The following is a 23,720-nucleotide window of genomic DNA, read 5'->3' on the forward strand; positions in this document are numbered from 1 at the left end:
TGTTAACAGGGGGATTATACGGTGAAGCACAGGTGTTAATGAAACATTAATTGCGGTTTAGCGCGCCGCGCCGGGCTTTTTGCCGCTTTCGCTGCGTCAGGCGCCGCAAAAAAGTGTGATCCTGCCCGTCATTTTTCATTTTTATGCAGGGCTTCAAAGAAAGTCTCCTCCAGGCAGTGTAAGGTACGCGCTTTCAGGAATGTGTGGTTTGCGGGTATGTACGAGTTTGATCTGGTGTTGCTGCTGCTTCAGCAGATGTGCGTATTTTTGGTCATCGCGTGGTTGATGAGCAAAACCCGACTGTTTATCCCCCTGATGCAAGTCACCGTTCGCCTGCCGCACAAGCTGCTGTGCTACGTCACCTTCTCCATTTTCTGCATTATGGGGACCTATTTTGGTCTGCATATCGAAGACTCTATCGCCAACACCCGCGCCATCGGCGCCGTGATGGGCGGCCTGCTCGGCGGCCCGGTGGTCGGCGGGCTGGTGGGGCTGACCGGCGGCCTGCACCGCTACTCGCTGGGGGGGATGACCGCCTTAAGCTGCATGGTCTCCACTATCGTCGAGGGGCTGCTGGGCGGTCTGGTGCACAGCGTGCTGGTCAAGCGCGGCCGGCCGGACAAAGTCTTTAGCCCGCTGACCGCCGGGGCGATCACCTTCGTGGCCGAGCTGGTGCAGATGATGATTATTCTGCTGATCGCCCGCCCGTTCCAGGACGCCCTGCATCTGGTGCAGAGCATTGCCGCGCCGATGATGGTGACCAATACCGTCGGCGCGGCGCTGTTTATGCGCATTCTGCTGGACAAGCGGGCGATGTTCGAGAAGTACACCTCCGCCTTTTCCGCCACGGCGCTGAAGGTGGCGGCGTCCACCGAGGGGATCCTGCGTCAGGGGTTCAACGAAGAGAACAGCATGAAGGTGGCCCAGGTGCTGATCCAGGAGCTGGATATCGGCGCGGTGGCGATCACCGACCGCGACAAGCTGCTGGCGTTTACCGGCATCGGCGACGACCATCACCTGCCGGGCAAACCTATCTCCTCCTCGTATACGCAACGGGCGATTGAGACTGGCGAGGTGGTGTATGCCGACGGCAACGAGGTGCCCTACCGCTGCTCGATTCATCCGCACTGTAAGCTGGGGTCGACGCTGGTGATCCCCTTGCGCGGCGAGAACCAGCGGGTGATCGGCACCATCAAACTGTATGAGGCGAAAAACCGCCTGTTCAGTTCGATCAACCGCACCCTGGGGGAGGGGATTGCCCAGCTGCTGTCGGCGCAGATCCTCGCCGGGCAGTACGAGCGGCAGAAGGCGCTGCTGACGCAATCCGAAATCAAGCTTCTGCATGCCCAGGTCAACCCGCACTTCCTGTTTAACGCGCTTAACACCCTGAAGGCGGTGATCCGTCGCGACAGCGAGCAGGCCGGCCAGCTGGTGCAGTATCTGTCGACCTTCTTTCGCAAGAACCTGAAGCGGCCGACAGAAATCGTCACCCTCGCCGATGAGATCGAGCATGTTAACGCCTACCTGCAGATTGAGAAGGCCCGCTTTCAGGCTAACCTGCAGATCCAGATGGCGGTGCCGGAAGGGCTGGCGCATCACCAGCTGCCGGCCTTTACCCTGCAGCCGATCGTGGAGAACGCCATTAAGCATGGCACATCGCAACATCTTGGCGTCGGCGAAATTACCATTCGTGCCAGCCAGGACGATCGCTGGCTGCAGCTGGATATCGAAGATAACGCCGGGCTGTACCGGGCCAACCCTCAGGCCAGCGGGCTGGGGATGAATCTGGTGGACAGGCGGCTTCGGGCGCGTTTTGGCGCCGACTGCGGCATCAGCGTCACCTGCGAACCGGAGCGCTTTACCCGTGTCACCCTACGTTTGCCCCTGGAGGAGAATGCATGCTGAGAGTATTGATCGTCGATGATGAGCCGCTGGCGCGGGAAAACCTGCGTATTTTGCTGGAGACTCAGCGCGATATCGAGATCGTCGGCGAATGCGGCAACGCGGTGGAGGCGATTGGCGCGGTCCATAAGCTGCGTCCAGACGTGTTGTTTCTCGACATCCAGATGCCGCGCATCAGCGGCCTGGAGATGGTCGGGATGCTCGACCCGGAGCACCGCCCCTATATCGTGTTTCTCACCGCCTTTGATGAATACGCGGTGAAAGCCTTTGAGGAGCACGCCTTTGACTATCTGCTCAAGCCGATTGAAGCTGCCCGGCTGGAGAAAACCCTCGCCCGTCTGCGCCAGGAGCGTAATCTGCAGGATGTGTCGCTGCTGGATGACGCCCGGCAGACGCTGAAATACATACCCTGTACCGGCCACAGCCGTATCTGGCTGCTGCAGATGGAGGATGTGGCCTTCGTCAGCAGCCGGATGAGCGGGATCTACGTGACCGACCGCGAGGGCAAGGAAGGGTTTACCGAGCTAACCCTGCGCACCCTTGAGAGCCGCACGCCGCTGCTGCGCTGTCATCGCCAGTATCTGGTGAATATGGCGCACCTGAAGGAGATTCGCCTGGAGGAGAATGGTCAGGCGGAGCTGCTGATGCGCGCCGGGCAAACGGTGCCGGTGAGCCGGCGCTATTTAAAAAGCCTGAAAGAGGCGATTGGCCTGTAAAGCTGCTACACTGCGCCCCATTGCATCATCGACAGTAAAAGGCACTCATGCTCAGTAATGATATTCTTCGTAGCCTGCGCTACACCCTGAAAGTCAATAATAACGATATGGTGCGCATTCTTGCGCTATCCGATATGGAATCCACCTCCGCCAGCTTTGACACCTGGACGACGAAAGAGGATGAAGAGGGCTTTGTCCGCTGCCCGGACATTATCCTGTCGGGTTTCCTCAACGGCCTTATCTATGACAAGCGCGGTAAAGACGATTCAGCGCCGGAGCTGGCGCTGGAGCGCCGGGTGAATAACAATACGGTGCTGAAAAAGCTGCGGATCGCCTTCTCGCTGAAAACGGACGATATTGTGGCGATCATGAGCGAGCAGAAATACCGCGTCTCGGTGCCGGAAGTGACCGCCATGATGCGGTCGCCTGACCACAAAAACTACCGCGAGTGCGGCGACCAGTTTCTGCGCAATTTCCTGCGCGGCCTGACCCAGCGGGTGCATAACCCGAAGGCGTGATGGTTAGCCGGGGGCGGCTTCGCCTTACCCGGCCTACAAAACCCGTCGGCCCGTGCAAGCGTAGCGCCGCCGGGCAAAAAAAAGCCGGAGATATTCTCCGGCTTTTTTATTATTTCACCTGCTGACCCGGCTTCGCGCCGTCGTCAGGGCTTAACAGGAAGATATCCTTCCCGCCAGGGCCGGCGGCCATCACCATCCCTTCCGAGATGCCGAAGCGCATTTTGCGCGGCGCCAGGTTGGCGACCATCACCGTCAGGCGGCCAATCAGCGGCTGCGGATCCGGATAAGCGGAGCGGATGCCGGAGAAGACGTTACGCTTCTCGCCGCCAAGATCCAGCGTCAGGCGCAGCAGCTTGTCGGAGCCCTCGACGAATTCCGCGTTTTCAATCAGCGCCACGCGCAGGTCGACTTTGGCGAAATCGTCAAAGGTGATGGTTTCCTGAATCGGATCGTCCGCCAGCGGGCCGGTGACCGGCGCCGCGGTGGCTTTCACCTCTTCTTTGGAGGCTTCCACCAGGGCTTCCACCTGCTTCATCTCGATGCGGTTGTACAGCGCCTTAAACGGATTGACCTTATGCGCCAGCAGCGGCTGCTGGATGGCGTCCCAGCTCAGCTCGCTGTTGAGGAACGCTTCCGCACGCGCGGCCAGCTGCGGCAGGACCGGCTTCAGCCAGGTCATCAGCACGCGGAACATATTCAGGCCCATGGTGCAGATGGCCTGCAGGTCGGCGTCGCGGCCTTCCTGTTTCGCCACCACCCACGGCGCCTGCTCATCGACATAGCGGTTGGCCACGTCGGCGAGGGCCATGATTTCGCGGATGGCCTTACCGAACTCGCGGCTGTCCCACGCTTCGCCGATGCTTTCCGCCGCGTCGGTGAAGGTTTTGTACAGCGCCGGGTCGGCCAGATCAGCGGCCAGCATGCCGTCAAAACGCTTGCTGATAAAGCCGGCGTTGCGCGAAGCGAGGTTAACCACCTTGTTGACGATGTCGGCGTTAACGCGCTGGATAAAGTCTTCCAGGTTGAGGTCGATATCATCGATGCGCGAAGAGAGCTTGGCGGTGTAGTAGTAGCGCAGGCTGTCGGCATCAAAGTGCTTCAGCCAGGTGCTGGCCTTAATGAAGGTGCCGCGCGACTTAGACATCTTCGCGCCGTTGACCGTCACGTAGCCATGCACGAACAGGTTGGTCGGTTTACGGAACTGGCTGCCTTCCAGCATCGCCGGCCAGAACAGGCTGTGGAAGTAGACGATGTCCTTGCCGATAAAGTGATACAGCTCGGCCGTGGAGTCTTTCTTCCAGTATTCGTCGAAGCTGGTGGTGTCGCCGCGCTTGTCGCACAGGTTCTTGAAAGAGCCCATGTAGCCGATCGGCGCGTCCAGCCAGACGTAGAAATATTTGCCCGGCGCGTTGGGAATTTCGAAGCCGAAGTACGGCGCATCGCGGGAGATGTCCCACTGCTGCAGGCCGGATTCGAACCACTCCTGCATTTTGTTCGCCACCTGCTCCTGCAGCGCGCCGCTGCGGGTCCACGCCTGCAGCATTTCGCTGAACGACGGCAGGTCGAAGAAGAAGTGTTCGGAGTCACGCATCACCGGCGTGGCGCCGGAGACCACCGATTTCGGGTCGATCAGTTCGGTGGGGCTGTAGGTCGCGCCGCACACTTCGCAGTTATCGCCGTACTGGTCCGGAGATTTACACTTCGGACAGGTGCCTTTCACAAAACGGTCCGGCAGGAACATGCCTTTTTCCGGATCGTAGAGCTGAGAGATGGTGCGGTTTTTGATAAAACCGTTCTCTTTCAGACGGGTGTAGATAAGCTCCGACAGCTCGCGGTTCTCGTCGCTGTGCGTCGAGTGATAGTTATCGTAGCTGATGTCGAAGCCGGCAAAATCGGTCTGATGCTCCTGACTCATCTCGCCAATCATCTGCTCCGGGGTGATACCGAGCTGTTGCGCCTTGAGCATGATCGGCGTGCCGTGGGCGTCGTCGGCGCAGATGAAGTTGACCTCGTGGCCGCGCATTCGCTGGTAACGGACCCAGACATCAGCCTGGATGTGCTCCAGCATGTGGCCGAGGTGGATGGAGCCGTTGGCGTACGGCAGGGCGCACGTTACCAGAATTTTCTTCGCGACTTGAGTCATAGTGAGCATTACATCTTCTGTTGTAAAAAGGGCTTCCGATATTACCAAAAGGGCTGTGGGTGCGCCATAAATGGCTGCCCATATATGGATAATCCTTTCCTGTGATAAACTCTGTGATTACTGAAAGCATCTCAAAACAACAAAGGAGTCGGGATGAATTCGCAATCCCAGGCCAAATCCCCCGAGCGCCTCCGCGCGATGGTCGCCGGGACGCTGGCCAATTTCCAGCACCCAACCCTGAAGCATAATCTCACCACCCTCAAGGCGCTGCACCATGTCGCCTGGCTGGACGATACCGTTCATATCGAGCTACAAATGCCGTTCGTCTGGAGCAGCGCCTTCGAAGCGCTCAAAGAGCAGTGCAGCGCCGAGCTGTTGCGCATCACTGGCGCGAAGGCCATCGACTGGAAGCTGACCCACAGCATCGCGACCCTCAAGCGCGTGAAAAACCAGCCCGGCATCAACGGCGTGAAGAACATTATCGCCATCAGCTCCGGGAAAGGCGGCGTCGGTAAATCCTCCACGGCGGTAAACCTGGCGCTGGCGCTCGCCGCGGAAGGGGCGAAGGTGGGCATTCTGGATGCCGATATCTACGGCCCGTCGATTCCGACCATGCTTGGCGCGGAAGACAGCCGCCCGACTTCGCCGGACGGTACCCATATGGCGCCGATCATGAAGTTCGGTCTGGCCACCAACTCCATCGGCTACCTGGTGACCGACGACAACGCCATGGTGTGGCGCGGGCCGATGGCCAGCAAGGCGCTGATGCAGATGCTGCAGGAGACCCTGTGGCCGGATCTCGACTACCTGGTGCTGGATATGCCGCCGGGCACTGGCGACATCCAGCTGACGCTGGCGCAGAACATTCCGGTCACCGGCGCGGTGGTAGTCACCACGCCGCAGGATATCGCGCTGATCGACGCCAAAAAAGGCATCGTGATGTTCGAAAAAGTGGAAGTGCCGGTGCTGGGGATCGTGGAAAACATGAGCATGCATATCTGCAGCAACTGCGGGCACCATGAGCCGATCTTCGGCACCGGCGGCGCACAAAAACTGGCCGAGAAATACCACACCCAGCTGCTGGGCCAGCTGCCGCTGCATATTACGCTGCGGGAAGATCTCGATAACGGCACGCCGACGGTGGTGGCGCGTCCGGAAAGCGAATTTACCGACATCTACCGCCAGCTGGCGGGTCGGGTGGCGGCCCAGATGTACTGGCAGGGAGAAGTGATCCCGGGTGAGATTGCCTTCCGCGCCGTTTAAGGCCGCGGCGAGCGCATCAGCCAGTATCCGCCCTCGGGCGAGGCGCCCTGTGCTTCGATGGTCCAGCCGTGACGCTGGTAGAAGCGCAGGGCGTTTTTATTTTCCATCAGGCACTTCAGCGTCCCGCTGGCGGTAAAGGTCCGTTCGACCTGCGCCAGCAACGCGCTGCCGATATGCTTGCCCTGCCAGTCCGGGTCGACGAACAGATGGTGAAGAAAGTTATCGGCGGTCCATACGGCGGCAAAGCCCACCGGCAGGCCGTCGTATTCCGCGACCCACAGCTGTTCATCCGCGGTGGCGGCATCGAAATCTTCCAGCCGCCACGTCGTGGAGGGAAGCCAGGTCCACGACACACTGCGCGCCCGCAGAAAGAGCTGGCGCAGCGCCGGAAAGTCCGCTGGTTCGCCGGGGCGGATGCGGAGTTTGAGCGGATCAGCGATGATAGAAGATCTCGCCATCGTACACCTTGAGGATTTTGCCTTCGGTGTCGGTGATCAGCACGTAGTTACCGCCCATATAGGTCCAGTGGCTGCCGGCGTCCGGCGCGGGCAGATTACGCTGCTGCCACCCTTTGATGTTGTATTCGGGGGTGAGGTACATCGCCGGAACGGTGTCGCCAATGTGAAACTGGGTGAAGTCGGCGGTGAACTCTTTCAGCGCATACTGATCGATCCCCGCGGCAGAAGCCGTCCAGCTGGCGCCGGCGGTGGCAAGGAGTACGCCCAGAAGCATCATTTTTGTTTTACGCATAGTTTCCTCAATATTACCTGGACTCAAAATAGCAGCCTCGTATCATTCCTGATGCGTTGCTGAAATGGCAAGCACTGGATTTTTAAAAAGTGTAAGCAAAACACGGCGCAAGTCCTGCGCCGCTTGCGTTGCAGCGACGGTGATGCCTATTTTGGGAGCAATCTGAAGCAGGGGAGTATCGGCATGTTCAGGCTGGAAGATCTGACCTTATTTGTCCGCGCCGCGGCACTGGGCAGTTTTAGCGACGCCGCGCGCGAGGCGGGGCAGCAACCGGCGCAGGTGAGCGCGGCGATTAAGCGTCTGGAGACGATCCTCAATATTCGCCTGTTCGCCCGCTCGACCCGCAGCCTGCGCCTGACGCCGGACGGGGAGACCTGGCTGCCGTATGCCACCCAGATGCTCGATACCCTCGAGGCCGGCCTGCAGAAGATCCAGACCCCGGACGATGAAATTCGCGGCATGCTGCAGATCGCCGTGCCGTCGGATCTCGGGCGTAACCTGCTCCTGACCCTGTTCCGCGACTTTCGGCAACGCCACCCGGCGCTGCGCCTGCGGCTGCTCTTTTCCGACCAGCTGACCGACGTGTTTAAAGATCCGGTGGACGTCGCGTTTCGCTATGGTAATAACGATGACGCCTCGTTTATTTCGCTGCCGGTGGCGCCGGAAAATCGTCGGGTGCTGGTGGCCTCTCCTGAGTGGATCGCCCGCCACGGCGAGCCGCAGACCCTTGAGGAGCTCGGCCAGCACAATGCGTTGATCTACATATTGCGCGGCCGCCCGTTCGACCGCTGGTCGCTGAGCCTCGACGGCGAAGTCCTGCAGCAGAAGGTCTCCGGCACGGTGATGAGCGACGACGCGGAGGTGATCCGCCGGCTGGCGGTGGCCGGGGAGGGCATTGCCTATAAATCGATGCTCGACGTCAGCGACGATCTGCGGGCGGGCCGCCTGCGGCGCCTGCTGCCGCGTTACCAGGGGGATGTGGTGCCGTTGAACCTGATTTGTCCGCACCGCAAACAGCTCTCTGCCGCGGTGCGTTTGTTATATGAAGAGGTGAAATCACATTGTGAAGGGCTTAATGTCTAACTAAGGTCGCGAAGTAGTAGACCAGCGGGACGGCCAGCACCCACAGGCCAATCGGGATTTCCCGCCACTTGCCGGCGATGGCCTTGATCACAATGTAAAACAGCAGCCCGCCGGCGATGCCGGTGCCGAAGCTGTTGGCGATGAGGGTGATCATCACCATCATCAGCACCGGCAGGCCGTCGGTGAAGTTGCCGAGATCCACTTTGCGCAGGCCGCTGAACATGTTCAGGCCGATCAGGATCAGCGCCGGGGCGGTGGCCTCCTTCGGGATCATCAGCGCCACCGGCGTGAACAGCAGCATCAGCAGGAACATCACCGCCGCCGACAGCGCGGTCAGGCCGGTTTTGCCCCCGGCTTCCGCCGCCGCCGAGGACTCAATCAGCGCCGTTGCCGCCGGAATACCTACCCACGGGCCGAGCGCCGCGGCAATCGAATCGACCATAAACGGGCGATTAATCTGCGGCATGTTGCCTTCTTCATCCAGCAGACCCGCCTCGCCGCCCACCGCCAGCGTCGTCCCCATGGTGGAGAAAAACTCAGAAGCGAAAAAGACGAACAGGAACGGCAGGAAGGCGATGTTTAACGCCCCCAGCAGGTCAACCTCTCCCAGCACCGGGGCCAGCGAGTGGGGGACATCGATAAAATGCGTCGGCAGTTTCGTGACGCCGAACGGGATCCCCACCAGGGTAGCGCACAGAATGGCCCACAAAATGGCGCCCGGCACCTTACGCGCCTGCAGGGCTATCGCCAGGAACAGGCCGCACAGCGCTACCAGCGCGCCGGGGGCGAGGAAGTCGCCGAGCATCAGGGCGTTGGTTTTGGCATTGGCGAGCACCAGCCCGGCGTTGCGAAAGCCGAGGACGGCGACGAACAGGCCGATGGAGGCCGTCAGCCCCAGCTTGATCGACTGCGGCACCGAGCGGGTGACCACTTCGCGCAGGCCAAAGCGGGTCAGCAGGAAGAAGAGAACCCCCGACCAGCAGGCGATCCCGAGGCCCGTCTGCCAGCCAATTCCCTCGCTACCGGCCAGCGTGACCCCCACCAGCACCGAGCCGCCAATGCCCGGGCCGACGATAAACGGCAGGTTGGCGTAAAACGCCATCAGCAGCGAGCCGACGACGAAGACCAGAATGGTGCCGGTGGTGGCGGCCCCTTTGTCCATTCCGCCTATCGCCAGCAGTCCCGGGATGACCACCAGTAAATAGGCGGCGGCGAGAAAACCGGTGATCCCGGCCAGGCATTCGCTGCGCAGCGTGCCGCCGCGCGAGCGCAGCGCAAAGCGGCGCTCCAGCCAGTTATCGCGGGCGGAAGAGTGAAGTGTGTTATCGGCCATGCTCAGGCTCCCTGAGGATTATTGTTGTGAGGCGTTGGCGCCGGGGTTTCCCGGCAGGCTATCAACGGGTCGACTATCTGGCGGCTGCCGCCGTCGGTCAGACCCAAATCGGTTAAATGCGGCCCGGCGTTACAGGCAAGACAGGTGCCTTCAATGGCCTTAAAGACCCGGTACGGCGGCTCCCAGTCGGCGATTTTGCTGCTCAGATCGCGCAGCTCGCGGAACTGACGCGCCAGCTCGGCGGCCGGGAGATCCGACAGCATGCCGGCAATCGGCATCGCCACATGGGCGAGGATCTCGCCCCGTTGCGCCAGCGCCATCCCGCCGCCGGAGGCGATAAGCTGGTTGGCCGCCAGCGCCATATCCTCAGCATTGCGCCCGAGCACCACCAGATTGTGTGAATCGTGGGAATAGCTGGTGGCGATGGCGCCGCGCAGCTCGCCCCAGCCTTCAAGCAGGGCGATTTGCGGCGTCGCCTGATGGCGGCCGTGGCGGTGCTTGACCCAGATCAGGCTGAAGCCGGCGGGCAGCTGGACCTGGCCGTCGCGGATCTGCACCTCGACCTCACCCCACTGGGTGAAGCGCGCGCCGCGGATATGGCGCAGGCGGGCGACGCCGTGGCGAATGCCCTTGATGCGCAGGATAAAGTCATCGGCGGCGAGGGGGGCTATCTGCAAGGTATCGCGCGGCGGCGTCACGCCCGGCGCCGGGGCGATCGGCTTCAGCAGGCGGCCGGCATGGGCCAGCCGTTCCCCGCCAACGTAGACTTCGCGGGCCGCCAGCTTCTCCAGGGAATCAAACACCACCAGGTCGGCGCGTCGCCCGGCGGCAATCAGCCCGAGATCGTGGCGCTGCAGGCGAATAGCAGCGTTGAGGGTGGCGAAACGCAGCGCATCGACCGCCGGTAATCCATGCTCGATCAGCAGGTTGAGCAGGGCGATGATCCCGCCTTTCTCCAGCAGCATATCCGGCGGCACGTCATCGGTGCAGACGGTGATCTGCGAGGAGAGGTGCGGCAGCGTTTTCAACGCCGCCACGATATCCGGCAGCAGGTAGGGGTGCGAGCCGCGGATCTCGATCGTCAGCCCGGCGCGCAGTTTTTCCAGCGCGTCGTCCGCCGAGGTCAGTTCATGATCGGAGGTGACGCCGGCGGCGAGGTAGGCCTGCAGGTCGGCGCCGCTCAGCCCGCGGGCGTGGCCTTCAATCAGTTTTCCGCTGTTGAGACCGGCCTGGACAATCTCCTGCATCCGCTCGCTGCCGTGCAGCACGCCGTGCATATCCATCACTTCCGCCACGCCGCGCACTTCCGGCCAGCCGAGCATAGTCTCCATTTCCGCGCCGGCGAAATCGGCGCCGGACATTTCGAGTCCGGGGGTGGAGGGCACGCTCGACGGCGCGGCGACCATCACCTGCAGCGGCAGGTGGCGGCTGGCGTCTACCGCGTAGCGCACGCCCTCGACGCCGAGCACGTTGGCCAGCTCATGCGGATCCCAGAACACCGCGGTGGTGCCCTGGGTGAGGACGATTTCGGCGTAGCGCTCGGGCGGCAGGTGGGAGCTTTCGAGGTGCACGTGGGTGTCCATCAGGCCGGGCGACAGGTAGCCGCCGGACAGGGAACGCACTTCATGGGCGTCGACGCGGCTGCCGCGCGGGTGGACGCTGGCGATCATCTCGCCGACGATGCCGACGTCAGCCGGGCGGATTTCGCCCGTGGCCATATCGACGATCTGCGCATCGACCAGCAGCAGATCAAACGGGGATTCGCCGCGCGCGGCCTGCACGGCGCGACGGCGGACTTGAGCATTGCTGGACATAACCACTCCGGCACAAGGATAATGCGGATACTCTAGGGGCACAGCAAACGTTTGCCCAGATGAATAAATTTATCACCCGATAAGCTCGGGTTATTGTGCAGGACCACCGTAGCGAACCCGATGATGAACGAACCCTGGCAGCGGCTGCCCGCGCTCTCTCTTAAACAGCTTCAGTATTTCGTCACCCTGGCCCAGCTGCGCCATTTTACCGATACCGCCAGTCGGCTGGCGATTAGCCAGCCGGCGCTGAGCAGCGCTCTGCGGCAGATTGAAACGGTGCTCGGCGGCAAGCTGGTCAACCGCACCGCTTCGGCGGTCACCCTGACTGAACTGGGGGCGGCGATTTTACCCCACGCCCAGCGGATCCTCAGCGTGGCGCAGGCGGCCTTTTTCGATATGCAGCAGATCGTCGAGGCGGGCGGCGACGGGACGGTGCGCATCGGCCTGGTGCCGTCGGTCAGTTCGCTGCTGTTTCCGCTGCTGCCGCAGACCCTGGCCCAGGCCTTTCCCCGCCTGCGTATTGAATTTCACGATCAGACCAACGATGCGCTCATCCAGGCGCTGCTGCGCGGCGAGATTGATTTCGGCATCGGGGCGATCGACAGCTCACTGCCCGCAGAACTGCTGGTCTATCCGCTGCGCGACGATCCCTTCGTGGCGGTGCTGCACCGCGACGATCCGCTGGCCGCGCAGGCGCATCTGCCGTGGAAACAGCTGGTGGGGCGGGACATTGCCGTCTTCTCGAAGGGCAATATTCAGCGGCTGGTGGCGGCATTAGTGGAGAGCCATCGCCTGACGCTGACCACCCGCTACCAGGTGGACTATATCGAAACCCTGTATGGCCTGGTGCGCTCGCGCTTAGCGGTGGCGATACTGCCGGAGCTGTATACCACCCATCTGCAGGACCCGGCGCTCAAGGTCGCCCAGCTGCAGCAGCCGGCGTTGACCCGCACGGTGGCCCTGATGCGCGGGCCGCAGGCGCTGCCGCCGCTTATCGAAGACTGTTTTTCCCTGCTGCAGGCCGCCTTGCGCTAGGGCAGGTGCTTGATCAGCACGTCTATGGTTAAGTGGTTGATGTACTCCAGCGAGTGTGAGGAGAGGACGCCCAGCAGCCGGTTATGGTGCCCGGCAATAATTAAATCGATCTGCCGCTGTCGAACGCAGGTTTCGACATCTTCAAAGCGGCGGGTGGTCACCAGCGAGAGGGTATCCACCGGCAGGGAGACGGTGCAGGCCAGCTCGTTGAGCAGGGCTTTGGCCTGGATCACCTCCTGCGAGACCTGATCGTCGCGCAGGCTGTCGGAAACATAGTTCAGCGCCCGGTAGTCGGTGCTGATGTGGGCGATAGTGATGCGCATGCCGTTCTCTTCCGCCATTCTGGCGGCATGCTCGAGCAGCGGGACGCCGTCCTGACTGCTGTTAATCAGTACCAGCGCATGGTGATAAAGCGCCATAAATACCTCCGCGCAAAAAAGTTGTCCTCAGCGTATTTTGAGCCGCGGGCGGGGGGATGGCAAACCCTCGGCGCGTTTGTCTGCAGATAAAGTTCCCCCGCGGCCTGACAGGCGGCGGGGGAGCGTGGGGCGCGTTGCGCTTACGGGGTGACGATGTTGAACCAGAAGGCAAAGGTGTCCATATAGCTCAGCATTTCGTCGAGCTTAGCGCCATTGCCGCTAATGTTAACCTCGCCGTTAGCCTGAGCCTGCTTCAGCGTCTCCTGTTTCAGGATGATCTTATTCAGGGTGTCGCGGCTGAGCGAGATGCTGGCGTCTGCGTTGTCGGCTACCGCATTGGCGGTATGGTTAAGCACGCCGTTTTCCAGCTCCAGTTTGTACTTGCCGCCGTCTTTACCGAGGTCGATGTTAAAGACCGCTTTAGCTGCCCCGGCTTTTTCGCCGTTGATATGCACCCCGAGATAATCGAAGAACATTTCCGGCGTCATCGCCCGCACGGTATCCGGACTGGCGGTGTTCGGCGTCGGCAGTTTCTGCACGCCGTTACGCAGCTCCTGAGCGCCGGTGAGGTAGAAGTTGCGCCAGGTCCCGGCTTCCGCCTGATACCCGAGCTGCTCCAGGGCGTCGGCTTCCAGATGACGCGCCTGCTGATTGTTCGGATCGGCGAAGACGATTTTGCTGGTCACCTGCGCCACCCAGCGGTAGTTCCCCTGCTGGTAGTCGGCTTTGGCTTTCTGCATGATGGCATCGGCGCCGCCCATATATTCCACGAACTTCTTCGCCGCCTGCTCTGGCGGCAGCTCGTCGAGGGTGGCCGGGTTGCCGTCGAACCAGCCGAGGTAGAAGACGTAGGTCGCTTTCACATCGTGGCTGACGGAACCGTAGTAGCCGCGGCTGGACCACTGTTTCTCAAGGGACTCCGGCAGCTTGAAGTTGGCGGCGATCTCATCGCGGGTCATGCCCAAATTCGCCATCCGCAGAGTCTGGTCGTTGATATAGCGATACATATCGCGCTGACCTTTCATCAGCTTAACGATATTATCGTTGCCCCAGGTCGGCCAGTGGTGCTGCGCGATAATCACTTCCGCATCGTTGCCCCAGCGGTCGATGGCGGCATTGATGTATTTCGACCACGCCAGCGGATCGCGGATTTTGGCGCCGCGCAGCGAGTAGGTGTTGTGCAGGGTATGGGTGACATCCTCTGCCGCCTCGATCATTTTCTTCTCTTTGACATACCACAGCATCTCAGACGGCGCTTCCGAGCCCGGCGCCATCATAAAGTCATAGGTCAGGCCGTCGATCACTTCCTGCTGACCGGTATGGGTAATGTAGTTGGTCGGCGGGATCAGCGTGACGGTACCCGCCGAGGTGGTGGTGCCGAGACCGGCGCCAACCTGACCTTTGGCGTCCGGCTTCAGCAGGTTGCCATACATATAGCTGGCGCGGCGGCTCATCGCGGTACCGGCCATGATATTTTCGGAAACCGCTTCTTTCATAAAGCCGTCCGGGGCGTAAATCTTCACTTTTCCGGCTTTGACATCGGCTTCATCCACCACCCCGCGGATACCGCCGTAGTGGTCCACATGGCTGTGGGTAAACAGCACCGCCACCACCGGTTTTTTCGGCCGGTGGGCAAAATAGAGCGCCAGAGCCTCTTTAGCCGGTTCGGCGCTTAGCAGCGGGTCGATGATGGTGATCCCGGTTTTGCCTTCAATAATGGTCATATTGGAAAGATCGAGATTACGGATCTGGTAAACGCCGTCGGTGACTTTGAACAGACCGCCGATATTCAGCAGCTGCGACTGTCGCCACAGGCTAGGATTGACGGTGTCCGGCGCCTTTTCGCCCTCTTTGACGAAATTATATTTGGCCGGATCCCAGATAATATTTCCCTGGTCACCTTTGAGCATCGCCGGCGGCAGGGGCGCGATAAATCCCTGATGGGCGTTGTTAAAGTCGGTTTTATCCGCAAACGGCAGTTTACGGTATAGCGCCTGGTTCGCCTCCCGCGTGGCCGGTGTGGCATCCTGTTGTTGCGCGGCGGCAAAGGCGGTTACCGACAAAGACGATAACATTCCGGCCAGCGCCAGATTTTTGGCTATCTGATTTAATTTCATCACTACCTCTCAGGTAATTTATTTTGCGGAAATAAAAAATATCTCCCGCTTAAAAAGTGAATGGCTTGTCGTTTATTCTAAAGACTAATATTCCGCTGAATAGTCCCATATGGGACTGGCGCGGCGCCGCCAAAGGATCCCCTCGTCTTTAGCAGGCGAGGACTGCTATACTGTCGCTAACGGCGCAGGCGAGGGCAGAGAATGAATTTCCAGGAAATACATAGTTATTATAAGACGTTAGCCATAGCCGACTTTTTTGCCGATATCCTCGTGGAAGGTGAAGAGGTTATTCTCTCCGCCAATAAAAAATGGTGCCCGCAACTGGGGTATATTTATTTTTGCACCGAGGGTTCGCTATCCATATTAATGCCGGATGATGGATTGAATATCGGTAATACTATTGAGCATATGCCGATTGGCCTGATGGAGCGGTATTGCCCGCTGGCGAAATTTGAATATACCGGAAGCGCAACCGTGACGCTGCGTAAAATTTCCTACGCCACTTTTGATCGCCTTTTTATTGCTACCCACCCGCAGCGCGTTGAGGCGCTGGCGCAGGTGTTGGTGTTCATGAGTATCTTTACCATCGACCTGCACAATGAACGTCGCCAGGTCACCAGCTACCAGACGATTCGTCCGATGCTGTATCGCTATTTGTATCGGCAGCATACGCATGAGGGTGAAAACGAGGGTCTGGCGTTATTTATCATCCGGCGTACCAATCTTTCGCGCACTCATGTGTTTCGCGTGCTGGCGGACTTAAAGGCGGGGGGATATATCACGATGAAACGTGGCAAACTGATCTCTATCGATCGACCGCTGCCTGCGGAGTACTGACCGGGCAGGAGAGGGTAACAAGGCAGAATGCTCTGTCTTGTTACCCACGACGCCTGTCAGCGAATCATTACGGCGTCACGATGTTAAACCAGAAGTCAAACGGGTCCATATAGCCTAACATTTCATCGAGTTTGGCCCCGTTACCGCTGATTTTAACTTCCCCCTTATCTTCCGCCTGCTTCAGGGTCTCTTCTTTGAGAATGATTTTATTCAGGGTAGCGCGATCCAGCGTCAGGGTGGCATCCGCCTCTTTGGCTTGCGCATTGGCGGTGTGGTTCAGCACGCCGTTTTCCAGTTCCAGTTTATATTTACCGCCGTCATTGCCCAGATCGATATTGAAGACCGACTTCGCATTGCCCGCTTTTTCGCCATTGATATGGACCGCCAGATAATCAAAGAACATTTCCGGGGTCATGGCGCGGACGGTGTCCGGGCTGGCGGTGTTCGGGGTCGGACCTTTCACCACGCCGTTGCGCAGTTCCTGGGCGCCGGTAAGGTAGAAATTACGCCACGGGCCGGACTCCGCCTGATAGCCTAATTGCTCCAGGGCATCGGCTTCCAGATGACGCGCCTGCTGGTTGTTAGGGTCGGCGAAAACGACTTTGCTCACCACCTGGGCAACCCAGCGGTAGTTACCCTGGTCGTAATCCTCTTTCGCTTTCTTCAGGATGGCATCCGCGCCGCCCATGTACTCGACGAACTTCTTCGCCGCTTCTTCTGGCGGCAGTTCGTCAAGGGTGGCCGGGTTGCCGTCGAACCAGCCGAGATACAGCACGTAGGTGGCCTTCACATCGTGGCTGACCGAGCCGTAGTAGCCGCGGTTAGCCCAGGTATTGGCGAGGCCGTCCGGCAGCTTAAAGTTAGCGGCGATTTCATCGCGGGTCAGGCCTTCGTTAGCCATCCGCAGGGTCTGGTCGTTGATGTAACGATACAGGTCACGCTGACTCTTCAGCAGGTTAACCACGTTCTCGTTGCCCCAGGTCGGCCAGTGGTGCTGGGCCATAATGATCTCAGCCTTATCGCCCCAGCGAACGATCGCCTGGTTGATATATTTCGACCACGGCAGCGGCTCACGGATCTTCGCCCCGCGCAGCGAGTAGGTGTTATGCAGAGTGTGGGTGACATCCTCTGCGGATTCGATCAATTTCTTCTCTTCGATATACCACAGCATTTCTGACGGCGCTTCGGAGCCTGGCGCCAGCATGAAGTCATAGGTCAGGCCGTCGATCACCTCTTTCTGGCCATCCTTATCAATGATGTTGGTTGGCGCAATCAGGGTGACGGTGCCTGCCGAGGTGGTAGTCCCCAGGCCCGCGCCCACCTGGCCTTTAGCGTCCGGCTTCAGCAGGTTGCCGTACATATAGCTGGCGCGGCGGCTCATGACGTTCCCGGCCATGATATTTTCCGCCACCGCCGCTTCCATAAATCCGGACGGCGCGTAGATTTTGACTTTACCCGCTTTGACGTCGGCTTCATCAACCACGCCGCGCACGCCGCCGTAATGGTCAACGTGGCTGTGGGTGTAGATCACCGCGACGACCGGTTTTTTACCCCGGTTTTTATAGTAGAGATCCATGCCGACTTTGGCGGTTTCAGCTGAGACCAGCGGGTCTACGACGGTGATCCCCTCTTTGCCCTCGATGATCGTCATATTGGAGAGATCGAGGTTGCGGATCTGGTAGACCCCGTCGGTGACTTCAAACAGGCCGCTGATGTTGATCAGCTGCGACTGGCGCCACAGGCTCGGGTTTACGGTTTCTGGCGCTTTTTCCCCTTCTTTAATGAAGGCGTACTGGCCCGGATCCCAGATGACATTGCCCTGTTCGCCTTTGATGACTTCTGGCGGCAGGGCGGCAATAAAGCCTTTATGCGCATTGGTGAAATCGGTGTTATCGGAGAAGGGGAGTTGGTTGTAGAGGGCATCGTTCGCTTTTTTGGTCGCTTCGGTTGCCTCTTTGGCTGACGTATCTGCCCAGGCGGCGAAAGCGAGACTACTCAACATGCCCGCTAACGCTAACCCTTTCACTATCGGGGTTAATTTCATTGCAATCCTCATTTATTGCATGGTTCGTTCGGTTTTACCGATTTAACGCAGGTGACTGTTTGTTACAGATTTTTTAAATATAACCACACATTTACATTCATCCAGTTTTGCTTGCAAAAAACACATTTTTAATCAGAAATTACGCCTTTTGTATTAGCTGGCGATCGGGGAAAAAAAGCCGGTCAGCTTGTGTTACACCGCCACATTTCGTACCCTGCTTCAGGAAAATGTTGTACCGCTTTTATGACTCGGGGTGCCCTTCTTAAATGAAGGCTGAGAAATACCCGTACCACCTGATCTGGATAATGCCAGCGTAGGGAAGTCAGAGACCGCAGGGTCATTGCTTCTACCTCGTCTGGCGGGAGCAAACCATGCCTGAGCTGTTGAATCCCGCGCCTGTCGCGCACCTGCGCCATCTGCTGCGCGCCCATTCCCCCCTTGTGCACTGCATGACCAATGACGTGGTGCAGACCTTTACCGCCAATGTTCTGCTGGCCGTCGGCGCCTCGCCGGCGATGGTGATCGATCCCCGCGAAGCGGCGCAGTTCGCCGCCATCGCCGATGGGCTGTTAATCAACGTCGGCACCCTGACCGAAGATCGCGCAGTGGCCATGCGTGCCGCAGTGGAGCAGGCCCGCCAGGCCGGCAAGCCCTGGACGCTGGATCCGGTGGCGGTCGGCGCCCTGACCGTGCGCACGGCCTTTTGTCACGCGCTGCTGGCCTTCCAGCCGGCGGCCATTCGCGGCAATGCCTCCGAAATTCTGGCGCTGGCCGGGATGAGCGCCGGCGGGCGCGGGGTGGATACCACCGATACGGCCGCCGCGGCGCTGCCGGCGGCCCAGGCGCTGGCTCGTCAGTTGACCACCGTCGTGGCGGTCACCGGTGAGGTGGATTACGTCACCGACGGCGAGCGGGTGCTCAGCGTGGCGGGCGGCAGTGCGCTGATGACCCGGGTGGTGGGCACCGGCTGCGCGCTATCGGCGGTGGTGGCGGCGAGCGCGGCGCTGCCGGGAGACCGGCTGGAAAACGTGGCCGCCGCCTGCGGGCTCATGAAGCAGGCCGGGGAAATTGCCGCCCATCACGGGGGGCCCGGGAGCTTTGTTCCGGCGTTTCTCGACGCGCTGTATCAGGAGGTGCGCGCATGAAACGCATCAATGCTCTGACCATCGCCGGCACCGATCCCAGCGGCGGGGCCGGTATCCAGGCCGATCTGAAAACCTTCTCCGCGCTGGGGGCCTACGGCTGCTCGGCGATCACCGCCCTGGTGGCGCAGAATACCCGCGGCGTGCAGTCGGTCTATCGTATTGAACCGGACTTTGTGGCGGCGCAGCTCGATTCGGTGTTCAGCGATGTGCGCATCGATACCACCAAAATCGGCATGCTGGCGGAAACCGATATTGTGGAAGCCGTGGCCGAGCGGCTGGCGCGCTACCGGGTGGCCAACGTGGTGCTGGATACCGTCATGCTGGCGAAAAGCGGCGATCCGCTGCTGTCGGCCTCGGCGGTGGAGACCCTGCGTCAACGATTGTTGCCGCAGGTGTCGCTGATCACCCCGAACCTGCCGGAAGCGGCCGCCCTGCTTGATGCACCCCATGCGCGCAACGAGCGCGAAATGCTGGAGCAGGGGCGGGCGCTGCTGGCGCTGGGCTGCGGTGCGGTATTGATGAAGGGCGGCCATCTCGACGATGCCGAGAGCCCGGACTGGCTCTTCACCCGCGAAGGGGAACAGCGATTTACCGCGCCGCGAGTACAGACCAAAAACACGCACGGCACCGGCTGCACGCTCTCGGCGGCGCTGGCGGCGCTGCGTCCGCGTCACGCCGACTGGGCGGCCACCGTTACCGAGGCCAAGGCCTGGCTGTCGGCGGCCCTGGCGCAGGCCGACTCCCTGGAGGTGGGCCACGGCATCGGGCCGGTGCACCATTTCCATGCCTGGTGGTAAATGGCAGCGTAACGGGACAGCAGAATCTCCTGAAAAAATGCCCTCCCGGCTGGAAAATAGGCTAAGTCGGTACCAGGCTTAACCTGCCCAAAATAATTGGTTGGGATAATGCATGCCGGCTCCGGCCGGCCTTACGGGAGATTGCTATGACTGATATTACGCAGTTGCTGGGCAAAGATGCCGAGAGCCTTTTGCAGCACCGTTGTATAACCATTCCGGCCGACCAGCTGTATCTGCCTGGCGCAGATTATGTTGATCGGGTGATGGTGGATAACAACCGACCGCCGGCGGTGCTACGCAATATGCAAACCCTGTACAACACCGGACGACTGGGGGGGACCGGCTACCTGTCTATTCTGCCGGTCGACCAGGGCGTGGAGCACTCGGCGGGGGCCTCCTTCGCCGCCAACCCGCTGTACTTTGACCCGAAGAATATCGTCGAGCTGGCGATCGAAGCCGGCTGTAACTGCGTGGCGTCGACCTACGGCGTGCTGGCCTCGGTGTCGCGCCGTTACGCGCATCGTATTCCTTTCCTGGTGAAGCTCAACCATAACGAAACGCTGAGCTACCCCACCGAGTACGACCAGACCCTCTACGCCAGCGTTGAGCAGGCGTTCAATATGGGGGCGGTGGCCGTGGGCGCGACGATCTATTTCGGCTCGGAACAATCGCGTCGTCAGATAGAAGAGATCTCCGCGGCCTTTGAGCGGGCCCATGAGCTGGGCCTGGTCACCGTGCTGTGGGCCTATCTGCGCAATTCGGCATTCAAGAAAGACGGTGTCGACTACCATGTTTCCGCTGACCTGACCGGTCAGGCCAACCACCTGGCGGCCACCATCGGCGCCGATATCGTCAAGCAAAAGATGGCGGAGAATAACGGCGGCTACAAAGCGGTTAACTTCGGCTATACCGATGACCGGGTGTACAGCAAACTGACCAGCGATAACCCCATCGATCTGGTGCGCTACCAGCTGGCCAACTGCTACATGGGCCGCGCCGGGCTGATTAACTCCGGCGGCGCGGCGGGCGGAGAGACCGACCTTGCCGACGCGGTGCGCACGGCGGTGATCAATAAGCGCGCCGGCGGCATGGGGCTGATCCTTGGCCGCAAAGCGTTTAAGAAATCGATGGCCGACGGCGTGAAGCTGATCAATGCCGTGCAGGATGTCTATCTCGACGGGAAAGTGACTATCGCCTGATAAGCACCAGTATCGTTGGGTTCCCCGGTGGCGCGACGCGCACCGGGGTTACCGTTTTGTATGTGTCCTCAGTCCGCGCCGTTAGCGCGTCAGCAGCCAGCGCGCGGTATGTTCATCGGTCACCAGACCGTTGATCCAGCCGCCTTTAAGGGCGGCCAGGATCGCCGGTCGTTTGTATTCTCCACAGGCCGCAGCAATCCGCGGGCAGTGGTTCTGGCGGATATCATAGCTGGTGATCATGCGGTTGATCTCGCTGTCTACCACCTCGCCTTCTGCATCGATAAACCGCCCGAGGATCTCCCCGATGCCGCCGCGGGCGGTCAGCTCATCCATCTGCGCCTGATTGATAAAGCCGTCTTTAAAGATGGGACTTTGCGTGCCCAGCGGACCAATACCGACAAAAATGACGTCCGCCTCCCGGGCGACGCCGGAGACGCTGCGAAATAAGCGATTGGTGCACCACATCTCATACTCTTCCGCGGTCTGGGCGTAGCGCGGCGCAGGCCACTGATAGTACTTGGCCTTAATTTTGCGGGTGAGCAGCAGGGGCACGTCATCGTAATAGTTGCACTGCCCGTCGGCGTCCATGGCGCTGATCAGCGCCACGCAGCGGGTATTCAGGCTGTCGAAATCGATGCGCTGCAGCGCTTTTTTCAGGGTCAGGCCCGAGCCCAGGCCGATGATTTTCTCTTTATCATCCTGCAGATAGCGAGCCATCAGCTGATAGCAGCCAAACGATACGCTGTCGAGGGTACTCTCTTCGCTAAAGGCGGGGACCACATTGCACTCGAGAAGTCGGTACTTTTCCTGCAACAACTGCGCATAATCGAGGCAGTTCGCCACCGGATGGTGCAGATTAATCGACACAATCCCTTCTTCTTTCGCGGCGGCGATCAGCCGTTGCACCACCGGTCTGGAGGTGCCCAACTGGCTGGCGATCTCGCTCTGATTCTGGCCGGCGATGTAGTACATCCATGCGGCACGCACCTTCTGATCCAACCGGATATCGTCTTCTTTACTCATGGTTTCCCGCCCTAAGTTGCTGGCCAGGGCACGCAATTGGCCCGGCGAATATCCGCATTCTCGCCGTGGTTGCCATAACTGGCAAGCTTTTGCTCTTTAATGGTCATTTGTAATTTAAGTGGGTAATTGCTCTTATGTGATCCGTGGCTCTTATTTTGGTCAAATGATCAATTACAGTGACGCCATCCACTCAAGGAGAGCAGAACATGAACAATCAATTCACATGGCTTCATATCGGTCTGGGTTCTTTTCATCGCGCGCATCAGGCGTGGTATCTGCATCGTCTGATCGCTTCCGGCGATAAGCGCTGGCGCATCGCGGCGGGCAATATTCGCAACGACGCCGAGCAGGTGGTGCAGGCGCTGACGGCGCAGGGCGGACGTTACGTCCTGGAGACCGTCAGCCCGGAAGGGGAGCGTGAATATGAAGAGATCATCTCAATTCAGAAACTGCTGCCGTGGCAGGCCGGGCTGCAGCCGCTGATTAACGAAGGGGCCAACCCGCAAACCAAAGTTATCGCCTTTACCGTGACGGAAGGGGGGTACTACCTGAATACCCGCCATCAGCTGGAAACCAGCAACTCCGATCTGCAGGCTGACCTGAAAGGCGAATGCAAAACTATTTACGGCACCCTCGCGCGAATTCTGGAAAAGCGCATGGCGGACAACGCCGGGCCGCTGACCCTGCTCAACTGCGACAACGTGCGTCATAACGGCGAGCGCTTCCACGACGGGATGGTGGAGTTCCTGCAGCTCACCGGCAAACAGGCGGTGATTGACTGGATGGCGGCCAATACCACCTGTCCGAACACCATGGTGGACCGCATCACCCCGCGTCCGGCGGCCGATCTGCCGGCCCGTATCAAAGCGCAAACCGGCATTGACGATAAGGCGCCGGTCATGGGCGAGACCTTTATCCAGTGGGTGGTGGAGAACAACTTCCGCGATGCCCGCCCGAATCTGGAAGCGGTCGGCGTGGAGATGGTCGAGTCGGTTATCCCGTATGAAGAGGCGAAAATCCGCATTCTGAACGCGTCGCACAGCTGCATTGCGTGGGCGGGGACCTTAATCGGCCAGCAGTATATTCACGAAAGCACGCTCACCGATGTTATCTACGCCATTGCCGACCGCTACGTCACGGAAGATGTGATCCCATGCCTGGGCGATAACGGTATTGATTTGCCGACCTACCGCGATGTGGTGCTCAAGCGCTTTACCAACCCGCATATCCAGGACACCAACCAGCGCGTCGCCGCCGACGGTTTCTCGAAAATTCCGGCGATGATCGCCCCAACCCTGCAGGAGTGCTATCAGCGCGGCGTCCGCCCGGAAGCGACCGCCATGCTGCCGGCGCTGTTCTTCGTCTTTATGGAGCAGTGGCATAAGGGCACCCTGCCGTATCAGTACCAGGACGGCATCCTGGATGAGCAGGCGGTGCATGAGATGTATGAGGCTCAGGATCCGCTGGCTGTCTTCGCCCGCGATAAAGCCCTGTTTGGTGGCCTGGCCGACAACGCGGATTTCCTGGCGCTGATGTGCGAGAAAGTCGCCGCCGTTTACACGCTGATTAAATAAGAGGTGGC

At 60.0% G+C, this 23,720-nt stretch carries 20 protein-coding genes and 1 riboswitch; of the genes, 11 read left to right on the plus strand and 9 right to left on the minus strand.

Features of this window, described 5'->3' with window-relative positions; genetic code table 11:
• The first annotated feature begins 216 nt into the window (after window positions 1–216).
• The 3 genes from AC6CWS_RS01750 to AC6CWS_RS01760 are packed head-to-tail and all read left to right on the plus strand — an operon-like array spanning window position 217 to window position 3,136.
• Window positions 217–1,905 (plus strand): sensor histidine kinase, encoded by a 1,689-nt coding sequence (locus AC6CWS_RS01750; protein ID WP_004189065.1) that lies wholly within the window; start codon window positions 217–219, stop codon window positions 1,903–1,905.
• Complete coding sequence (gene btsR, locus AC6CWS_RS01755; protein WP_023290421.1) at window positions 1,899–2,618, plus strand: two-component system response regulator BtsR; 720 nt, start codon at window positions 1,899–1,901, stop codon at window positions 2,616–2,618. Before AC6CWS_RS01750 ends, btsR begins: the two co-directional genes overlap by 7 nt.
• A 47-nt stretch (window positions 2,619–2,665) precedes the next feature.
• A complete protein-coding gene (locus tag AC6CWS_RS01760) occupies window positions 2,666–3,136 on the plus strand; it encodes a YehS family protein (RefSeq protein ID WP_023290420.1) in 471 nt (156 codons plus the stop codon).
• Window positions 3,137–3,245: 109 nt separating this feature from the next.
• Here the strand turns inward: AC6CWS_RS01760 and metG are convergent, their stop codons facing one another.
• Window positions 3,246–5,279, minus strand: a complete 2,034-nt coding sequence (metG, locus tag AC6CWS_RS01765; protein ID WP_080901717.1) for a methionine--tRNA ligase — start codon at window positions 5,277–5,279, stop codon at window positions 3,246–3,248.
• A gap of 153 nt (window positions 5,280–5,432) precedes the next feature.
• Between metG and apbC the strand changes: the two genes are divergently transcribed.
• Complete coding sequence (apbC, locus tag AC6CWS_RS01770; RefSeq protein WP_023290418.1) at window positions 5,433–6,542, plus strand: iron-sulfur cluster carrier protein ApbC; 1,110 nt, start codon at window positions 5,433–5,435, stop codon at window positions 6,540–6,542.
• Here the strand turns inward: apbC and AC6CWS_RS01775 are convergent.
• Window positions 6,539–7,000: a GNAT family N-acetyltransferase gene (locus AC6CWS_RS01775; RefSeq protein ID WP_080901718.1), complete on the minus strand. Its 462-nt coding sequence runs from the start codon at window positions 6,998–7,000 to the stop codon at window positions 6,539–6,541. The genes apbC and AC6CWS_RS01775 overlap by 4 nt on opposite strands.
• Complete coding sequence (locus AC6CWS_RS01780) at window positions 6,975–7,292, minus strand: RcnB family protein (protein WP_004201590.1); 318 nt, start codon at window positions 7,290–7,292, stop codon at window positions 6,975–6,977. Before AC6CWS_RS01780 ends, AC6CWS_RS01775 begins: the two co-directional genes overlap by 26 nt.
• A 183-nt stretch (window positions 7,293–7,475) precedes the next feature.
• Between AC6CWS_RS01780 and AC6CWS_RS01785 the strand changes: the two genes are divergently transcribed.
• Window positions 7,476–8,375 carry a LysR family transcriptional regulator gene (locus AC6CWS_RS01785; protein ID WP_080901719.1) on the plus strand — a complete coding sequence of 300 codons (900 nt, stop codon included), beginning with the start codon at window positions 7,476–7,478 and terminating at the stop codon, window positions 8,373–8,375.
• Here AC6CWS_RS01785 and AC6CWS_RS01790 read toward each other — a convergent pair.
• Window positions 8,365–9,708: an NCS2 family permease gene (locus AC6CWS_RS01790; protein ID WP_023290415.1), complete on the minus strand. Its 1,344-nt coding sequence runs from the start codon at window positions 9,706–9,708 to the stop codon at window positions 8,365–8,367. The genes AC6CWS_RS01785 and AC6CWS_RS01790 overlap by 11 nt on opposite strands.
• Before the next feature lie 2 nt (window positions 9,709–9,710).
• A complete protein-coding gene (locus AC6CWS_RS01795) occupies window positions 9,711–11,522 on the minus strand; it encodes an adenine deaminase (protein ID WP_080901720.1) in 1,812 nt (603 codons plus the stop codon).
• A gap of 120 nt (window positions 11,523–11,642) precedes the next feature.
• Between AC6CWS_RS01795 and AC6CWS_RS01800 the strand changes: the two genes are divergently transcribed.
• Complete coding sequence (locus tag AC6CWS_RS01800; RefSeq protein ID WP_044524193.1) at window positions 11,643–12,557, plus strand: LysR family transcriptional regulator; 915 nt, start codon at window positions 11,643–11,645, stop codon at window positions 12,555–12,557.
• On the opposite strand, the gene AC6CWS_RS01805 is transcribed toward AC6CWS_RS01800, so the two are convergent.
• A complete protein-coding gene (locus tag AC6CWS_RS01805; RefSeq protein ID WP_023290412.1) occupies window positions 12,554–12,976 on the minus strand; it encodes a universal stress protein in 423 nt (140 codons plus the stop codon). The genes AC6CWS_RS01800 and AC6CWS_RS01805 overlap by 4 nt on opposite strands.
• Before the next feature lie 140 nt (window positions 12,977–13,116).
• Entirely contained in the window at window positions 13,117–15,093 is a 1,977-nt protein-coding gene (locus AC6CWS_RS01810; RefSeq protein ID WP_023290411.1) for an alkyl/aryl-sulfatase, read from the minus strand.
• A 201-nt stretch (window positions 15,094–15,294) separates the two neighbouring features.
• Between AC6CWS_RS01810 and AC6CWS_RS01815 the strand changes: the two genes are divergently transcribed.
• A complete protein-coding gene (locus AC6CWS_RS01815; protein WP_080901721.1) occupies window positions 15,295–15,930 on the plus strand; it encodes a helix-turn-helix domain-containing protein in 636 nt (211 codons plus the stop codon).
• Between the two features lie 67 nt (window positions 15,931–15,997).
• Here AC6CWS_RS01815 and AC6CWS_RS01820 read toward each other — a convergent pair whose 3' ends face one another.
• A complete protein-coding gene (locus tag AC6CWS_RS01820; protein ID WP_023290409.1) occupies window positions 15,998–17,974 on the minus strand; it encodes an alkyl/aryl-sulfatase in 1,977 nt (658 codons plus the stop codon).
• 239 nt (window positions 17,975–18,213) lie between these two features.
• Window positions 18,214–18,311, plus strand: a riboswitch (TPP riboswitch).
• A 34-nt stretch (window positions 18,312–18,345) separates the two neighbouring features.
• Here AC6CWS_RS01820 and thiM point away from each other — a divergent pair.
• From thiM to fbaB, 3 genes are all read left to right on the plus strand, one after another.
• Window positions 18,346–19,119: a hydroxyethylthiazole kinase gene (gene thiM / locus AC6CWS_RS01825; RefSeq protein ID WP_080901722.1), complete on the plus strand. Its 774-nt coding sequence runs from the start codon at window positions 18,346–18,348 to the stop codon at window positions 19,117–19,119.
• Window positions 19,116–19,916: a bifunctional hydroxymethylpyrimidine kinase/phosphomethylpyrimidine kinase gene (gene thiD / locus AC6CWS_RS01830; RefSeq protein WP_009307429.1), complete on the plus strand. Its 801-nt coding sequence runs from the start codon at window positions 19,116–19,118 to the stop codon at window positions 19,914–19,916. The genes thiM and thiD overlap by 4 nt, the downstream gene beginning before the upstream one ends.
• A 146-nt stretch (window positions 19,917–20,062) precedes the next feature.
• Complete coding sequence (gene fbaB / locus AC6CWS_RS01835) at window positions 20,063–21,115, plus strand: class I fructose-bisphosphate aldolase (protein ID WP_004201578.1); 1,053 nt, start codon at window positions 20,063–20,065, stop codon at window positions 21,113–21,115.
• Between the two features lie 81 nt (window positions 21,116–21,196).
• Here the strand turns inward: fbaB and AC6CWS_RS01840 are convergent, their stop codons facing one another.
• Window positions 21,197–22,138 carry a sugar-binding transcriptional regulator gene (locus tag AC6CWS_RS01840; protein ID WP_080901723.1) on the minus strand — a complete coding sequence of 314 codons (942 nt, stop codon included), beginning with the start codon at window positions 22,136–22,138 and terminating at the stop codon, window positions 21,197–21,199.
• A 206-nt stretch (window positions 22,139–22,344) separates the two neighbouring features.
• On the opposite strand from AC6CWS_RS01840, the gene dalD reads away from it, so the two are divergent.
• Window positions 22,345–23,712 carry a D-arabinitol 4-dehydrogenase gene (gene dalD / locus AC6CWS_RS01845; RefSeq protein WP_080901724.1) on the plus strand — a complete coding sequence of 456 codons (1,368 nt, stop codon included), beginning with the start codon at window positions 22,345–22,347 and terminating at the stop codon, window positions 23,710–23,712.
• The last annotated feature ends 8 nt before the right edge of the window (window positions 23,713–23,720 follow it).

The organism is Klebsiella sp. M041 (genome assembly GCF_059759695.1).

Coding starts and splice junctions, on each gene's coding strand:
- AC6CWS_RS01750 (WP_004189065.1), top strand. CDS start 217: ATGTACGAGTTTGATCTGGTGTTGCTGCTGCTTCAGCAGATGTGCGTA.
- btsR (WP_023290421.1), top strand. CDS start 1,899: ATGCTGAGAGTATTGATCGTCGATGATGAGCCGCTGGCGCGGGAAAAC.
- AC6CWS_RS01760 (WP_023290420.1), top strand. CDS start 2,666: ATGCTCAGTAATGATATTCTTCGTAGCCTGCGCTACACCCTGAAAGTC.
- metG (WP_080901717.1), bottom strand. CDS start 5,279: ATGACTCAAGTCGCGAAGAAAATTCTGGTAACGTGCGCCCTGCCGTAC.
- apbC (WP_023290418.1), top strand. CDS start 5,433: ATGAATTCGCAATCCCAGGCCAAATCCCCCGAGCGCCTCCGCGCGATG.
- AC6CWS_RS01775 (WP_080901718.1), bottom strand. CDS start 7,000: ATGGCGAGATCTTCTATCATCGCTGATCCGCTCAAACTCCGCATCCGC.
- AC6CWS_RS01780 (WP_004201590.1), bottom strand. CDS start 7,292: ATGCGTAAAACAAAAATGATGCTTCTGGGCGTACTCCTTGCCACCGCC.
- AC6CWS_RS01785 (WP_080901719.1), top strand. CDS start 7,476: ATGTTCAGGCTGGAAGATCTGACCTTATTTGTCCGCGCCGCGGCACTG.
- AC6CWS_RS01790 (WP_023290415.1), bottom strand. CDS start 9,708: ATGGCCGATAACACACTTCACTCTTCCGCCCGCGATAACTGGCTGGAG.
- AC6CWS_RS01795 (WP_080901720.1), bottom strand. CDS start 11,522: ATGTCCAGCAATGCTCAAGTCCGCCGTCGCGCCGTGCAGGCCGCGCGC.
- AC6CWS_RS01800 (WP_044524193.1), top strand. CDS start 11,643: ATGATGAACGAACCCTGGCAGCGGCTGCCCGCGCTCTCTCTTAAACAG.
- AC6CWS_RS01805 (WP_023290412.1), bottom strand. CDS start 12,976: ATGGCGCTTTATCACCATGCGCTGGTACTGATTAACAGCAGTCAGGAC.
- AC6CWS_RS01810 (WP_023290411.1), bottom strand. CDS start 15,093: ATGAAATTAAATCAGATAGCCAAAAATCTGGCGCTGGCCGGAATGTTA.
- AC6CWS_RS01815 (WP_080901721.1), top strand. CDS start 15,295: ATGAATTTCCAGGAAATACATAGTTATTATAAGACGTTAGCCATAGCC.
- AC6CWS_RS01820 (WP_023290409.1), bottom strand. CDS start 17,974: ATGAAATTAACCCCGATAGTGAAAGGGTTAGCGTTAGCGGGCATGTTG.
- thiM (WP_080901722.1), top strand. CDS start 18,346: ATGCCTGAGCTGTTGAATCCCGCGCCTGTCGCGCACCTGCGCCATCTG.
- thiD (WP_009307429.1), top strand. CDS start 19,116: ATGAAACGCATCAATGCTCTGACCATCGCCGGCACCGATCCCAGCGGC.
- fbaB (WP_004201578.1), top strand. CDS start 20,063: ATGACTGATATTACGCAGTTGCTGGGCAAAGATGCCGAGAGCCTTTTG.
- AC6CWS_RS01840 (WP_080901723.1), bottom strand. CDS start 22,138: ATGAGTAAAGAAGACGATATCCGGTTGGATCAGAAGGTGCGTGCCGCA.
- dalD (WP_080901724.1), top strand. CDS start 22,345: ATGAACAATCAATTCACATGGCTTCATATCGGTCTGGGTTCTTTTCAT.